Origin of the sequence: Parapusillimonas sp. JC17, from assembly GCF_052180245.1 — a bacterium.
Taxonomy (GTDB): domain Bacteria; phylum Pseudomonadota; class Gammaproteobacteria; order Burkholderiales; family Burkholderiaceae_B; genus Parapusillimonas.
Window position 1 is genome coordinate 2527926 of record NZ_CP197474.1, and the last position, 15657, is coordinate 2543582.

The following is a 15657-nucleotide window of genomic DNA, read 5'->3' on the forward strand; positions in this document are numbered from 1 at the left end:
GCCCGCCCATATATGCCATCCGTTAGTTCGTGTTGTCCCGCTTTCAGGCATGGCCAGCACGTGAGACAGGCCTGCTTCTATACTAGCAGTGCAAGCTCGGCGATGTATCCCTGCGAACGGCTTCGGACATCTGGCCGGTCCAGGGCCTGTTAACGCTAGAAGGCAGGCGGCACCGGCCCTGGGTTTCGCGCAAAGTCCACCGGTGCTAGGATATCGGCCATCGCAGCGCGACAGCCTGCTTGGAAGGGTATGAAGACAACGTGGGCAACTGGTTCAGAATTTCGCATATTTCAGCCGGCTTCATTGCCGTCCTCGTCGGCTATACGAGCTCCGTCGCCATTATTTTTCAGGCCGCCACCGCGGCACATGCCACCCCCGCCGAACTGAACTCGTGGATGTGGGCGCTGGGCATCGGGATGGGCGTCAGCTGCATCGGGCTTTCGCTTCGCTACCGTAGCCCGGTTCTCACGGCCTGGTCCACGCCGGGCGCGGCGCTCCTGGCAACAGGCCTGGCCGACCTTACGATGGCCCAGGCGATCGGCGTTTTCCTGTTTTCTTCCCTGCTCATCACGGCAAGCGGCATAACCGGCTGGTTTCAGAAGATGATGGATTATGTGCCCAGGCATATCGCGGCAGCCATGCTCGCGGGCATATTGATACGGTTCGGCATGGATCTCTTCGTTGCCATGCAGACGCAATGGCTGATGGTCGGGCTGATGTTCATTGCCTACTTGTTGGGACGCCTCTGGATGCCGCGCTATACCATTCCCATCGCGCTGGCGGTGGGGGTCGCCTGCGCGGCGCTGCTTGGTTTGCTGCATCTGGACCTGCTCAGCTGGGAACCGGCGGCGCCAAAGTTCATGAAGCCGGAGTTCTCCGTATCGGCACTCATCGGTGTCGGGATCCCGCTCTTCATCGTCACCATGACCTCGCAGAATGTACCCGGCCTGGCGGTATTGCGCGCCAATGGGTTCGACACGCCCGCGTCCCCGCTCATCACGTCGACCGGTGTCATCGGCATAGTATTGGCGCCCTTTGGCGGCTATGCGTTCAACCTTGCCGCCATCACGGCGGCGATCTGCATGAGCAAGGATGCGGACCCGGATCCGTCGAAACGCTATATGGCGTCGGTGTGGGCCGGCATCTTCTATTTGATGACCGGCATTTTTGGCGCCACCGTGGTGGGACTTTTCACCGCCTTCCCGTCCGAACTGGTTGCCGCCATCGCCGGCCTCGCCCTGCTGGGCACAATCGGAAACAGCCTTGCGGGTGCACTGGATGACGAAAAGGGCCGCGAAGCGGCCCTGGTGACCTTCATCTGCACGGCCTCAGGCATGAGCTTCATGGGCATCGGCAGCGCGTTCTGGGGGCTGGTTTTCGGGATGTGCGTCCATGCGGTCATGGCGCGGGCTGGGAAAGGCGCTCGATAGTCCGCAATCCTATGCCCGCCTGCTGCAATCCCGCGCAAATCGCGCGGGCAAAGACCAAGGCGCCGGGCTGATCGCCATGTATGCACAGGGTGTCGGCCTGCACGGGAATGTCGATTCCCTGCACTGACTCCACCTTGCCTTCGGTGACCATGCGCACCACTTGGCGCAAAGCGGTGTCCGGATCGACGATCATGGCATCAGCCTGTTTCCGCGACGTAAGGCTGCCGTCGTCCTGGTAGGTCCTGTCGGCGAACACCTCTTGAGCTACCTGGAGCCCCACTTCCTGTGCCGCTTCGACCTGGACGCTGGAGGCAAGCGCATAAAGCACGAGGCTGCCATCCACATCCCGCACTGCCTGCGCAATGGCGGTTGCAAGCTCACGGTTCTTGCAAGCCATGTTGTACAGCGCACCATGGGCCTTTACATGATGGAGCCGCCCGCCTTGGCTGGCGGCCACGGCGGCCAGCGCCCCGACCTGATACACCACGATGTCATAAGCTTCCGACGGAGTGATGTCCATTACACGCCGGCCAAAACCCTGCAGATCGGGCAGGCTGGGGTGGGCGCCCAAGGCGACTTCGTTCTTCAGCGCCGCCGCGACGGTGCGGCGCATGGTGGAAGGGTCGCCGGCGTGATAACCACAGGCGATATTCGCGGAAGTGACGTAGGGCAGGATGTCGTCGTCATGCCCCATGGTCCATGCGCCATAGCTTTCACCCATGTCGCAGTTCAAGTCGATCGTCAACGCCATGTTTCGCTCCTGCCGTGTCGTAAGCTGCTTGAACGGATGATAAAGCAAAACAGGTGTCCCTGAAACATAGGCGACACGGGGTCGGACCCCATACGGGGTCTGACCCCAGGCTCATTAAAAACGCGGCGAGGGTCGGACCCCGTACGGGGTCTGACCCCAGGCTCATTAAAAGCGCGGCGAGGGTCGGACCCCATACGGGGTCTGACCCCAGGCTTGTCAAAAGAAGCCCAGGGCGTTGGGGCTATAGCTGACCAGCAGGCATTTGGTCTGCTGATAAGCCTGCAAGGCCACCTTGTGCGTTTCGCGTCCTATGCCCGATTGTTTGTATCCGCCAAACGCTGCGTGGGCGGGATACAGGTTATAGCAGTTGGTCCAGACGCGGCCTGCCTGGACTTGCCTGCCCACCCGGTAGGCACGCGAACCGTCTCGCGTCCACACGCCGGCGCCCAGGCCGAAATAGGTGTCGTTGGCGATCTCGATGGCGTGGTCCTCGTCCTTGAATTTCATGACCGAGGCGACCGGCCCGAAGATTTCCTCCTGGAAGATGCGCATGCTGTTTTCGCCGAACAGCAAAGTGGGCTTGACATAGAAACCTTGCTCCAGGCCCTCGCCCGGCGCATTGCGTGCGCCGCCGGTCAGGCATGTCGCGCCTTCCGCCCTTCCGATATCGATATAAGACAGGATCTTGTCCATCTGGACTTGCGAGACCTGTGCACCCACCATCGTCTTGCTGTCCAGCGGATGCCCCGTCTTGATGGATTCGACGCGTTTGATGGCCCGCTCGATGAACTGGTCGTAGATGGATTCCTGTATCAGCACGCGCGATGGGCAGGTGCAGACCTCTCCCTGATTCAACGCGAACATGGCCAGGCCTTCCAGCGCCTTGTCGAAAAACGCATCATCCTGGTCCATGACGTCGGCGAAGAATATGTTCGGGCTCTTGCCGCCCAGTTCGACGGTGGACGGGATCAGGTTGTCGGCGGCGGCATGCAATATGTGCTTGCCGGTCGGCGTCGAGCCGGTAAAGGCGATCTTGCTGATGCGCTTGCTGGTTGCAAGCGCATTGCCCGCTTCCTTGCCGAAGCCGTTGACGATATTCAGAACGCCGGGCGGCAGCAGGCCGCCGATCAGTTCGACCAGGACCAATATGGAAGCGGGCGTCTGTTCCGCCGGCTTGAGCACCACGCAGTTGCCTGCGGCAAGCGCCGGACCGAGCTTCCATGCCGCCATCAATAGCGGAAAATTCCACGGGATGATCTGCCCCACAACGCCCATGGGTTCGTGAAAATGGTAGGCGACCGTGTCTTTGTCGATTTCGGATATTCCACCTTCCTGGGCACGTATGCAGCCCGCAAAATAACGGAAGTGGTCGATGGCCAGCGGCACATCGGCGGCCATGGTTTCGCGCAGCGGCTTGCCGTTATCGATGGACTCGGCGACCGCCAGCACTTTCAGGTTCTTTTCCATCACGTCGGCGATGCGCAACAGAATGCTGGCGCGCTCGGTCGGCGAGGTCTCGCCCCATTTGCGCCTGGCGGCATGCGCGGCGTCCAGCGCCAGGTCCACGTCGGCGGCGTCGGATCTGGGGACTTCGCAAAATGTCTGTCCCGTAATGGGCGATACATTCTCAAAGTAATTGCCCGCCACCGGTGCCACCCATTGTCCCCCGATATAGTTCTCGTAATGTTTCTTGTAGGGATACTCGACGTCGATTCCAAAGTATTTCAATTGGGTCAGGTCCACGTTCGTCTCCTTGGATAAAACGCGCCCACACAATGCGGGCTTCGATTTAATCGACGCAAGATGCATGCCAGTTATCCATGGCCATGTCCGACGGCCAGGCCAACAGCCGGCGAGCTGCGTGGCGGTGCTATTTCCAAGTCTGTACCGAAGTGGCATAATTTCCTTATAAAACAATGCTCTGTCGCATTTTGCGACAGTTGCGACGAAACTCGCGACACACTGGCGCACAACGCCACAGCAACGGAGACCACCGGCATGACCCTCTCCCGGCCTACCGTGACACGCGGCCTGCACGGCCTTGTCGCAGCCCAGCCTTCAAGCTCCGTCCTGCGTTCATGGGAACGTTGCTCGACCATGGGCGCTCTTCTGCATGCCGACCCCAATCCCATGCCGACTCCCGAGCTGAACGAGCGCCGCGAGCAGCATGCACGCATACTCGAAACCGCCAGCCCCGAGCTCGACACGCTGGCAGGCATGGTCACGCGCGCACATGGGGTGGTACTGCTGGCCGATCCCACCGGCGTCATACTCCAGGAAGCCGGCAGCACCGACTTCCTGCGCAAAGCCGAACGCGTTGCACTGCGGCCCGGCGTAAGTTGGGCGGAATCGATCCGCGGCACCAACGCCATCGGCACAGCCCTCCATGATGGAGCCGCCGTGCGGGTGCACGGCAACGAGCACTTTCTGCGCTGCAACCGCATACTCAGTTGCCACGCGGCACCCATCCTGTCGCCGCGCGGCGAGATCATGGGCGTGCTGGACATCTCCAGCGAAGCAAGCAGCCTGCAGGACTACGCCCTCGGATTGGCCCAAATATGCGCGCGCCAGATCGGCAACCGGCTGCTCGACACCGCCGACGGCAGGCTGCATCGATTGGTGTTCCAGCGCCAGCCTTCCTTGCTCGACTCCTCCGAACGCGCAATCCTGCTGCTCCAGGACGAGCAGATCGTCGGCGCCAACGAAGCCGCGCTTCAATTGCTGGGCAGCGACTGGGGCCTTCTGCACGGCTCGATCACCGCCTGGATCGAAGGCTGGTCAGGGCTCGGCGAAAGCCCGAAACAGATCCTGAGCCATGCGGGCGTGCCCCTCGTGGCCACGCTCAAGCATGGTAGAAGTCCTGCCGCCCGACCCTTGGCGGCACCGACCGCCGCGCGGGCGGCCAAGCCGGAACAAGTCCGGCCCGTTTGCCGGGAGCCCACGCAATACGATCTGGGATACGAAGCCGAGGGCAGCCTGCGGCGTGCCGTGGACGCCTTGGATGCGGGGCTGGCGGTGCTGCTCCAGGGCGAGACAGGCGTTGGAAAAGAAGTCTTCGCGCGGCAGCTTCACGCATGCAGCGGTTACCGGTCCGGGCCCTTCGTCGCGGTGAATTGCGGCGCTCTCCCGGAAAGCCTGATCGAAGCCGAACTCTTCGGCTACGAAGGCGGCGCGTTCACTGGCGCACGCCGCGAAGGATCGCTGGGCCGGCTGAGGGAGGCCCATGGCGGGGTCCTGTTCCTGGATGAAATCGGCGACATGCCGCTGGTATTGCAGACCAGGCTGCTGCGCGCCCTTCAGGAACGAGAAGTCCAGCCCCTGGGATCCAACAAGCGGATACCGGTCGATTTTGCGCTCCTCAGCGCCACCAACCAGGACCTGGCCACCATGCTGGAACAAGGAGCATTCCGCTCCGACCTGTTCTATCGTCTGCAGGATTACCGGGTTTTCCTTTCGCCGTTGCGTCAACGCCCAGATCTGCGCAAATTCCTGCTCCAGGAATTCGAACGCCTGGGGGGCCTGGAACGCGCCATGTCGCTATCGGACGCGGCGCTGGACGCCCTGGCACGCCATGCCTGGCCAGGCAACTATCGTGAAATGCGCGGCATCCTGCGCAGCCTGCTGTTTCTCAAGCCGGCAGGCAGCCTGCTTCAAGCCGCCGATCTTCCTCCTGAACTGCGTCGGCCACCCCTCGCAGCGCTTGCGAAAGCGGAAGCGCTGCCCATTCTTGCCAAACGGCTGCCGGCGCGAGCCGCGGAAGCGCCGGCTCGCAGCCTGCGCGAACTGAACTCGCAGCTCATCGTGCGGGTGCTGGGCGAATGCGGCAACAATATCAGCCATGCGGCCGGCGTGCTCGGCATACACCGCAGCACGTTGCACCGGTATCTGGCCCGCCATCAAGATATGCGCGCCGGGCTTCCCAAGGTGGAATGAAAAGGGCCAGACCCCGCATGGGGGGCTGGCCCTTATGGTTTTCATAGGCTGCGGCGGGGGTCAGACCCCGTACGGGGTCTGACCCCTACTGATCCTATTGCCCTTCGAGGAAGCTCTTGAGCTTGTCGGCGCGGCTGGGGTGGCGCAGCTTGCGCAGCGCCTTCGCCTCGATCTGGCGGATCCGTTCGCGCGTGACGTCGAACTGCTTGCCGACCTCTTCCAGGGTCTGGTCCGTGCTCATTTCGATGCCGAAACGCATGCGCAGCACCTTGGCTTCGCGGGGAGTAAGCGAGTCGAGCACTTCCTTGACCACGTCGCGCATGGAGCCGTGCAGGGCCCATTCGGACGGCGACAGCGTGCCGGTGTCTTCGATGAAGTCGCCCAAGTGGGAGTCATCATCGTCGCCGATGGGTGTTTCCATCGAGATCGGCTCTTTTGCGATCTTCAGGATCTTCCGGACCTTATCCTCGGGCATGTCCATTTTCTGGGCCAGCGTGGCGGGATCGGGCTCCGAGCCGGTTTCCTGCAGGATCTGGCGATTGATGCGATTCATCTTGTTGATCGTTTCAATCATGTGCACCGGAATGCGGATGGTGCGGGCCTGGTCGGCGATAGAACGCGTAATGGCCTGGCGTATCCACCATGTCGCGTAGGTCGAGAACTTGTAGCCGCGACGATACTCGAACTTGTCCACCGCCTTCATCAAGCCTATGTTGCCTTCCTGGATGAGATCCAGGAACTGCAAGCCGCGGTTGGTGTACTTCTTGGCGATGGAAATCACCAGCCTCAGGTTGGCCTCGGTCATTTCGCGCTTGGCCTTGCGGGCTTTCGCTTCCCCCGTCGCCATGCGCTTGTTGACGTCTTTCAGGTCCTTCAAGGGCAGGACGACACTGGCTTGCAGATCGATGAGCTTCTGCTGGATTTCCTGGACGGCCGGAACATGGCGCTCGAGCGTTTCTGAATACGCATGGCCCGCCGCCACTTCATCGAGCACCCAGTTCAGATTCGTTTCATTGCCGGGGAATGCCTTGATGAAATAAGCGCGCGGCATGCCGGCGCGGTCCACGCAAGTATGCAGGATGGCACGTTCGTGCTTACGGACCTCGTTGACTTGCTCGCGCAGCGTATCGGCCAGCTTCTCGACCATTTTCGCGGTAAAACGCACGCCCATGAGCTCGTTCAGAATGGCTTCCTGCGCCTCGGCGTATTCGGGCGCCTGATAGCCGTCCCGCTCGAAGGCGGCGCGCATTTTCTCGAACCACTCGCCAATGATCTCGAACTTCTTGAGCGACTTGGTGCGCAGGTACTCGAGCTGCTTGCTGCTCATGCCGCCCGCAGGGCCGTCTTCGTTCTCGTCGTTGTCGACGGAAACGCCGGCGCCCGCATATTCTTCGCCTTCCTGGTCGATCAGGCCGTCGACGATCTCGTCGATCTGGGCGGCGCCGTCGCGCACGCGCTGCACGTACTGCAGAATCTCGTTGACCGTGGTCGGGCAGGCCGCAATGGCCATGACCATGTGCTTCAGGCCGTCCTCGATGCGCTTTGCGATTTCGATTTCGCCTTCGCGGGTCAGGAGTTCGACCGTGCCCATTTCGCGCATGTACATGCGCACGGGATCGGTCGTGCGTCCGAAATCGGAATCCACCGTGGTGAGCGCCGCCTCGGCCTCGTCCTCGACGTCGTCGTCGCTGGAGGCGACGGGCGCGTTGTCGCTCATGAGCAGTGTTTCGGCATCGGGCGCCTGGTCGTAGACCGAGATGCCCATGTCGCTGAACGTGCTGATGATGCCGTCGATGGCTTCCGCATCGACGAGGTCATCGGGCAGGTGGTCGTTGATTTCGCCGTAGGTCAGGTAACCGCGCTCTTTGCCGAGCTTGATCAGCACCTTGAGGCGATTGCGGCGCGCTTCCTGCTCTTCGGGCGTCAGCGCGCTGCGCGTGGGCACGTCCTTGTCGCCCTTGCCGCGTTTGCCGCCGCGCTTGGGGAGCGGCTTGAGCTCGGGAATGATCTCGGCATCGCCGTTATCGTCGTCATTGAAGTCGACGGGATCGGTATTGGCGTTCTTGGCGGGGCGTCCCGGTCTGCGGCCAGTGGGCGCCTTCGCCGCCTTCTTGGCCGCGGGCGCCGCCTTGGCCGCTGTCTTGCGTGCCGTTTTTACCGCCGCGCCGGTGGCAGCTTTCTTGGCGGCTTTCTTGGCAGGCGCCGTTTCTGTTGCCGACGCTGCGTCAGGAGATTGCTCTGCCTTGACGCGTCCCCCGACTTTCACCGCCGCCTTGTCAACGCTTTTCGTTGCCGCAATGGTTTTGGATTTCTTTGCAGTTTCATCAACTGCCTGGGGGGTTTTACCAGTCACTTGGGTCATAGTCGCTTCCGTAGGCGCAAAAGCACTCGGTCCGCCTAAGGCAGACGAGTGTTGCAGGGGCAGAACTCATTCATCGCAAAGTTTCTATATACCGCGGCGGCAATTTTGATTTCGGTCACGGGCCGCCTGGTGTGAGTTTCCTTGGCATGTTTTGGCGTCCATGGCAGGACCCGGCAAGGCAAATTGGCTGACCAACCGACAATCGTGTTGCTGCGCATTCGATTCACCCCGATTCGTTGCGTGATTTGTCGTATATTTCAAATACGCATTCAATAACTCAGGCTTCGTAAAACGCCATCTGCCAAAGAACCGGATCACCGCCCTTCCGGACGACTGCCCTGTCGGATCACTTCCCTTTCGGGCGACCGCTCTTCGGCATTATTTTTCAAAACGGGAAATCAGTATATAGTTACTTGACGAAAACCATCAATTTTACCTCAGTTGTCGCAAACTAGCACTATGCAGAAGCGCCAGCCTGCGAGTCAATTCCTGATATCTTCTTTGGGAAGACTCATCCTTCAGGCCCGCCTGTACCAAGGCGGACTGTTCGGCTTTGATCGCATCCAGCTCGATCCGCCATAACGCGTCGTTCCATTCGCCCTGCGGATCCGGAAGTTCCTCTTGGGCAAGCAGCTCGGGCGACAGCGACGCCAGAACGCCTTCCAGATCGCTTCCCGGTTCGGCCGCCTGCAGCAGCGCACCGGCGTGGCGGGCGCCCGACATATTGGCCAGGGTGATCAGATCGCGTACAAGTACTAAATGGGGGCCATGCTCCAGAATTTCAAGCTGCTGGTCGCCCAGCCCGGAGACCAGCTCAGGATGCGCCAGCAGAAGCCGCAACAAGCGCTTGGCCATCGGCGTGACACTGCGGGGATTCTCGCGTTTGCCAAAGGATTTGGACGGCGCGACCGCTCGTGGTTCATCGTAGTGGTCGTGGGGATCCACGTGCAGGTAGTCGCCGTGATCCGCCGCCATCGCGTCCATGAAGCCAGGCGGCTCGTCGTGCTCGGGCCATGGCGCCCCTTGCGCCGAAACCGGATGATCGCCTCCGACAATCACCGGCGTATCGGGAACGGCATGGAACATCTGCGCGAGTTCTTCGGGTGTCAACTGGACCAGTCTTGCGAACTCCCGTTCCATCTGCATGCGCAACGCGCCGGACGGCAACAGGTCGAACAAAGGCTTGGCTTCATGGACACAGGCCGCCCTGCCCTCGGGCTCGTCCATGGCATGGTGCGAAGCCAGCTCGTCCATCATGAAACGCGACAAGGCCATGGCTTCCGCCGCTGTCGCCTTGAACGCCTCGGCCCCGTATTCCCGGATGTAGGAGTCCGGATCATGATCGGCCGGCAGGAAAAGAAAGCGCATGGACACATCGTCCCGCAGCAGCGGCAGGCAGGCCAGCAAAGCGCGCCATGCGGCGCGGCGCCCAGCCTTGTCGCCGTCGAAACTGAAGACGACCTTGCTGCTGGCACGCAGCAGCTTCTGGATATGGGCTTGCGTGGTAGCCGTGCCGAGCGTGGCCACCGCATTTCCGACGCCATGCTGGGCGAGCCCGACGACGTCCATGTAGCCCTCGACGACCAGCACATGGCCCTCGCTGCGGATGGCGGTGCGCGCCTCCCACAGCCCGTAAAGCTCGTTTCCCTTCGAGAACAGAGGAGTTTCGGGCGAGTTCAGGTACTTGGGCTCGCCCTTGCCGATGATCCGGCCGCCGAAGCCGATCAGATTGCCCCGCTGGTTCCGGATGGGAAACATGATGCGCTCGCGAAAGCGATCGTAGCGACGCCCGTCCTCCGACTCGATCACCAGCCCGGACTCCACCAGCACCGGCTCTTCGTAGTTGGGGAAAACGTCTGCCAGGCCACGCCGGTCATGCCCCGACCAGCCAAGCCCGAAGCGGGCGGCCAGTTCGCCGGAGAGCCCCCGCTGCTTGAGATAGCGGACGGCTTCCGCCGATTGCTTGAGCGCGCGCGCATAGTGAGCCTGCGCCATGTCCAACACTTGCTGGTGGCGCGAGACCTCTTCTTTGCGCCGGATGTCTTCGGCACGCTGCCTAGGGCTTCGAGGCTCTTCCGGCACCCGCATGCCCGCGCTTGCAGCCAGCGAACGCACGGCTTCCGGGAAGCTCGCGCCGGTGTGCTCGATCAGGAAGGTAATGGCGGAACCATGCGCTCCGCAACCAAAGCAGTGATAAAACTGTTTGGTGGGGCTGACGGTGAACGAAGGACTTTTTTCGTTGTGGAAGGGGCACAGGCCTAAGAGATTGGCCCCGCCCTTGCGCAACTGTACGTATCGCCCGACGACGTCGACAACATCAACTCGGGCGAGCAGTTCCTGAACAAATGATTCAGGTATCAATCAATACAGACGCGGAGGCAGTTGTTGGCTGCGGATGCGCTTGTAGTGGCGCTTGACAGCTGCCGCGTGCTTGCGCTTGCGCTCGGCCGTGGGCTTTTCGTAGAACTCGCGCGAACGCAGCTCGGTCAAGAGGCCGATTTTTTCGATGGTGCGCTTAAAGCGACGCAGTGCGGCTTCAAACGGCTCGTTTTCTTTCAGACGAACGATAGGCATGTATTCTTAAGCCCTAAGGAGGTAAAAGGTTAGAAAATATTAAATGACAACCTGGGATTTTAGCACGAAAGCCGCAACCTGTGAGGGGAAATTGCTGGGGTCGGACCCCATCCGGGGTCCGACCCCCCGCCTCGGCACGGGGACAGACCCCGAATGGAGTCTGTTCCCTACATAAGCAATTCAAGTTGGGGTCAGACCCCTTCGGGGCCTGACCCCGGGATCAACTGCGGCGCCCTTTGCGTATCCATGCCTCGAGCTGGTGAGGCCGCAGGCTGTCGTAGTCTTCAAAGGGCTGGTGTATCCAGGGATTGGTGGGCAGTTTGTCCACATAATAATCGGGCGTGGCCTGCGAATGGCCCTTCCACCACAAGACCGCTGTCCGCAATTCGCTGATCGCGGGAAATTGCGACCGGAGGTGGTCACGCACGCGGTTGAACGTCATGCCCGTGTCGACCATGTCGTCCACCAGCAGAACGCGGCCATCGAGCGTGCCGCGGGTGATGGTGATGAACTGGGCGATGTCCAGTTGGCCTTGCTGCGTTCCCGCCGCTTCGCGATAGCTGCTGGTGGCAAGAATGCCCAGCGGCATATCGAAGATGCGCGACAGGACGTCTCCGACGCGCACGCCACCGCGCGCAAGGCAGACAATTTTATCGAACTGCCAGCCGGAAGAATGGACGTTCAATGCCAGGCGCTCGATGAGGCCGTGGTAGTCGTCCCAGCTAACCCATAGGTCCCGGTCTGTGCTCGGAGGTTGACTCATGTACCGCTTTCCATAATCAGTCACAAAGGACCATAATCATAAACCCGACCCCTTGTCGCGGAAAAGTCCGCATGGCAAAAAACCCCGGAATACATAGGTATTGCCGGGGTTTCTGTTGCGTACTGAACGCAAAACCGGAATGAGCCTTGCCGTGCGTCAGCCGCTGAAGGGATGGCGCAGGACGATGGTTTCCATGCGATCAGGACCGGTGGACACCATATCGATGGCAACATCGCAGACTTCGGCGATGCGCTCGAGGTAGCGGCGCGCGTTCACCGGCAGCTTGTCGTACTCGGTGACGCCGACGGTGGATTCCGTCCAGCCCGGCATTTCCTCGAGCACGGGCTCGGCTTCGGCGGCGGCATGCGCTCCGTAGGGCAGGACGTCGAGGAATTCGCCCTTGTAGCGATAGCCCACACCGATCTTGATTTGCTCTACGCCGTCGAGCACGTCCAGCTTGGTGATGCACAGGCCGGAGATGCCGTTGATCATGACCGACCGCTTCATTGCAGCGCCATCGAACCAGCCGCAGCGGCGAGGCCGTCCGGTGACCGAACCGAATTCCTTGCCGACGGTGGCCAGGCGGGCACCGGTGTCGTCGAGCAGCTCGGTCGGGAATGGCCCCGAACCCACGCGCGTGGTGTAAGCCTTGGCAATGCCAAGCACATAATTCAAGGACTGCGGCCCGACGCCGGCGCCCGCCGATGCCGCCCCGGCGACGCAGTTGCTGCTCGTGACGAAAGGATATGTGCCGTGGTCGATATCGAGCAGTGCGCCTTGTGCGCCTTCGAACAACAATTTCTTGCCGGCCTTCTGGGCGGCATGCAGGCTGCTGGAGACATCGGCCACCATGGGCTTGATGCTGGGCGCAAGCGCCATCGCCTGGTCGCGAACCTCGTTCGCCGGAACGGCCTTGGCTCCAAGATACTGGGTCAGGACGAAGTTATGGTAGTCCAGCGCTTCAGCCAGTTTTTCGTCGAAGATCTCGGGATCGTAGAGATCCTGAACGCGCAAGGCCCTGCGTCCGACCTTGTCTTCGTACGCCGGGCCGATGCCGCGGCCCGTCGTGCCGATCTTGCCCTCGCCCTTGCGGGCTTCGCGCGCTTGGTCTACGGCGATATGGTAGGGAAGAATCAGCGGGCAGGCGGGCGAAATCTGCAAACGGCTGCGAACATCCAGGCCGGCTTCTTCGAGCTCGGCGATTTCCTTCAGCAGGGCCTCGGGCGAAAGCACCACGCCGTTGCCAATGTAGCAGGTTACGTGGGAATGCATGATGCCGGAGGGGATCAGGCGCAGTATGGTCTTCTTGCCATTGATCCACAGGGTATGGCCGGCATTATGGCCGCCCTGGAAACGCACGACGCCCTGTGCCGATTCAGCCAGCCAGTCGACGATCTTTCCTTTTCCTTCGTCACCCCACTGGGTGCCGATCACCACAATATTCTTGCTCATGTTACGTATCAAAAAATTTTCGGCCCGGCAGCGACAAGGCCAAAGTAGGTTTAAATCATACGATAGATCAAGCCCGCGACGCAGGCCGTCAGATCGCTCTCACCTTCCATGCGCCGTTATCCAGAACCAGCTCCCTGTCAACGGTAAATTCATCCAGAAGCTGCGGCTGTCCCGGCAGCATCTGTATCACGATTTCGCCTTCATCGCGCAGTTGGCGCAATGCCGCAACGAGCTCCGTGTTGGTGCCCCAGGGCGCCCGTATGGCCTTTGCCCTGGCGGCCGGCGGCAGGCCGCCCGACAATTTGCGCAGATCCAGGCTGAAACCCGTTGCGGGACGCGACCGGCCGAATGCCTTGCCCACGCCATCGTACCGGCCGCCCCGTACCAGCGCGTCATGCCAGCCCTGGGCATAGATGGAAAAGACCACGCCCGAATGGTAGCCGTAGCCGCTGCCCATATCGGCCAGGTCGACACTGAATTCGTGCCCCGGCAACGCGGTGATCAGCGCCTGGAGATCGTCGAGCGCCTTGCGCAGCGCCGGCAAGGCCGGCAACACCTGCCGCGCGCGGGCTATCGTTTCGGTGCCCCCGTAAAGAGAGGCCAGCGCCTTCAAGGCCTGGGTAGTTTCCGGACGCAGGCCGGGATACCGGGACGCCAGCGCGCTGAGGCCGGGGATATCCTTGGTGCTGAGCAGCTCGTAGACATCTTCGGAGGCGCCGGTCAGAGCCGGATCGGAATCGACGATGGCGCGCGGCACGCCGGGATGATTGAGGTCCAGGCGTGCCTGCGAAACGCCGGCACGCCGCACGCTTGCCAGGGCCAGTTCGATGATCTCGATGTCGGCCTCGAAACCGGCATGCCCGAAGATCTCGGCACCGATCTGCAGCAGTTCGCGGTCGGACAACAAGCCCGCCGGCCGGGCATGCAGCACGGTACCGCAATAGCACAGGCGCGTCACGCCTTCGCGGTTCAGCAAATGCGCGTCGATGCGCGACACTTGCGGCGTCATGTCGGCCCGCACGCCGACCGTACGGCCCGACAACTGATCGATAAGCTTGCAGGTGCGCAGATTTAGGTCGCCCCCCGTGCCTGACAGCAGCGAGTCCAGGTATTCGACCAGCGGCGGTGCAACGAGCTCAAAGCCGTAGGTGCGATAGAGATCCAGCAGGCTGCGGCGCAATTCTTCGATGCGGCGCGCTTCGGCGGGAAGGATATCGGCCAGGCTTTCGGGCAACAACCAAGTGGACATCATTCAGTCCTGAAAAAAGCAATACGAATGAAAATTGCCAAACAAAAAGCGACCTGGGGCGTAAGCCCGCCAAGTCGCTTGCGGTAAAGGTAAACAAAACTTACGCGTTAGTATAAACGATCAAGCTCAATAAGTGAAACAGGGCCATGTGGGACGGATGGGGTCAGACCCGTTGGGTCTGACCCCGCCCTGCTGAAAAAGGGGTCAGACCCAGCGGGTCTGACCCCCCACAGCAATGCGGCGCCCCGATCAGGGCTGCGCGGCTTGCGTCTGGCCTTCGGCCTGCCGCCAGAACCTGAAGAAATCCGATTTGGGGCTGATGACCAAGGCATCGCCCTGGCCGGCAAAAGCCGCCTTGTAACCCTCCAGGCTCTTGTAGAAAGAGAAGAACTCGGGGTTCTTGCCATAGGCCTCGGCGTAGATGCCGGCGGCCCGTGCATCGCCCTCGCCCTTAATCTGCTGCGCCTGGGCGTATGCGGTGGCAAGCAGTTCCTGGCGCTCGCGATCGGCCTGCGCCCGTATGCGTTCGCTGTCGGCGGTACCCGTTGCGCGCAGGCGGTTGGCTTCTTGCTTGCGCTCGGCTTCCATGCGCCTGTAGACCGATTCCGAGATCTCGGGGGCAAAGTCGATGCGGCGCAGCCGGACGTCGACGACTTCGACACCCAGAGGCTTCGCACGCTCAGTGACATTGTTGAGGATTTCGCGCATGATGGTGTCGCGCTCATTGGACACCACTTCCTTCACCGTCCGGATGTTGACGGATGCGTTCAAGGCATCCCGGATCTGGGCCTGCAGGCGCTCGACGGCGGCGCGATCGGTGGCGCCGAACGTGACATAGAACAGTCGCGGATCCGAAATGCGCCACTTCACGAATGAGTCGATCAGCAGGTTCTTCTTTTCCGCCGTCTGGATGCGTTCCGGATCGTTGGTTTCAATGGTTTGCAGGCGCTTGTCCAGGCGCACCACGTTCTCGAAAGGAGGCGGGAACTTGAAGTAGAGCCCAGGCTTCGTCACGGTTTCGCGCACCTCGCCAAGCGCGAACACCAGGACCGCATCACGCTCGCGCACGACGAATACGCAGGAAGAAAGTACCGCCAGGACAATGACCAGGCCGATTAAAACAGGAAAAAAACGTTGCATCGC

Annotated in this window: 11 protein-coding genes; 2 read left to right on the forward strand and 9 right to left on the reverse strand. The window is 61.4% G+C overall.

All coding sequences use genetic code 11. From position 1 onward, the window contains the following. Positions 1 to 260: 260 nt before the first annotated feature. On the forward strand, positions 261 to 1430 hold the full coding sequence (locus ACSBPU_RS12150; protein WP_442592376.1) for a benzoate/H(+) symporter BenE family transporter: 1170 nt from the start codon (positions 261 to 263) through the stop codon (positions 1428 to 1430). On the opposite strand, the gene ACSBPU_RS12155 is transcribed toward ACSBPU_RS12150, so the two are convergent. Both ACSBPU_RS12155 and exaC read right to left on the reverse strand, forming a co-directional pair. Next, entirely contained in the window at positions 1399 to 2181 is a 783-nt protein-coding gene (locus tag ACSBPU_RS12155) for a LamB/YcsF family protein (protein WP_442592377.1), read from the reverse strand. The two genes, ACSBPU_RS12150 and ACSBPU_RS12155, sit on opposite strands and share 32 nt — an antisense overlap. A 216-nt stretch (positions 2182 to 2397) precedes the next feature. After that, positions 2398 to 3924 (reverse strand): acetaldehyde dehydrogenase ExaC, encoded by a 1527-nt coding sequence (exaC, locus tag ACSBPU_RS12160; RefSeq protein WP_442592378.1) that lies wholly within the window; start codon positions 3922 to 3924, stop codon positions 2398 to 2400. A 255-nt stretch (positions 3925 to 4179) separates the two neighbouring features. Between exaC and ACSBPU_RS12165 the strand changes: the two genes are divergently transcribed. Further along, positions 4180 to 6114, forward strand: coding sequence for a sigma-54-dependent Fis family transcriptional regulator (locus ACSBPU_RS12165; RefSeq protein ID WP_442592379.1), 1935 nt, complete (start codon positions 4180 to 4182; stop codon positions 6112 to 6114). A gap of 94 nt (positions 6115 to 6208) precedes the next feature. Here the strand turns inward: ACSBPU_RS12165 and rpoD are convergent, their stop codons facing one another. The 7 genes from rpoD to hflC form a co-directional block, all read right to left on the reverse strand. Then, positions 6209 to 8476, reverse strand: a complete 2268-nt coding sequence (rpoD, locus tag ACSBPU_RS12170) for an RNA polymerase sigma factor RpoD (RefSeq protein ID WP_442592380.1) — start codon at positions 8474 to 8476, stop codon at positions 6209 to 6211. 432 nt (positions 8477 to 8908) lie between these two features. Then, entirely contained in the window at positions 8909 to 10837 is a 1929-nt protein-coding gene (gene dnaG, locus ACSBPU_RS12175) for a DNA primase (RefSeq protein ID WP_442592381.1), read from the reverse strand. Next, on the reverse strand, positions 10838 to 11050 hold the full coding sequence (rpsU, locus tag ACSBPU_RS12180; RefSeq protein ID WP_013742464.1) for a 30S ribosomal protein S21: 213 nt from the start codon (positions 11048 to 11050) through the stop codon (positions 10838 to 10840). It abuts the gene before it with no gap. Between the two features lie 220 nt (positions 11051 to 11270). Further along, positions 11271 to 11813, reverse strand: coding sequence for a phosphoribosyltransferase family protein (locus ACSBPU_RS12185; RefSeq protein ID WP_180068076.1), 543 nt, complete (start codon positions 11811 to 11813; stop codon positions 11271 to 11273). Between the two features lie 156 nt (positions 11814 to 11969). After that, complete coding sequence (locus tag ACSBPU_RS12190; protein ID WP_442592382.1) at positions 11970 to 13265, reverse strand: adenylosuccinate synthase; 1296 nt, start codon at positions 13263 to 13265, stop codon at positions 11970 to 11972. A gap of 88 nt (positions 13266 to 13353) precedes the next feature. Further along, a complete protein-coding gene (locus tag ACSBPU_RS12195; protein ID WP_442598333.1) occupies positions 13354 to 14514 on the reverse strand; it encodes an ATP phosphoribosyltransferase regulatory subunit in 1161 nt (386 codons plus the stop codon). Positions 14515 to 14763: 249 nt separating this feature from the next. Next, complete coding sequence (gene hflC / locus ACSBPU_RS12200; RefSeq protein ID WP_442592383.1) at positions 14764 to 15654, reverse strand: protease modulator HflC; 891 nt, start codon at positions 15652 to 15654, stop codon at positions 14764 to 14766. Between the last annotated feature and the right edge of the window lie 3 nt (positions 15655 to 15657).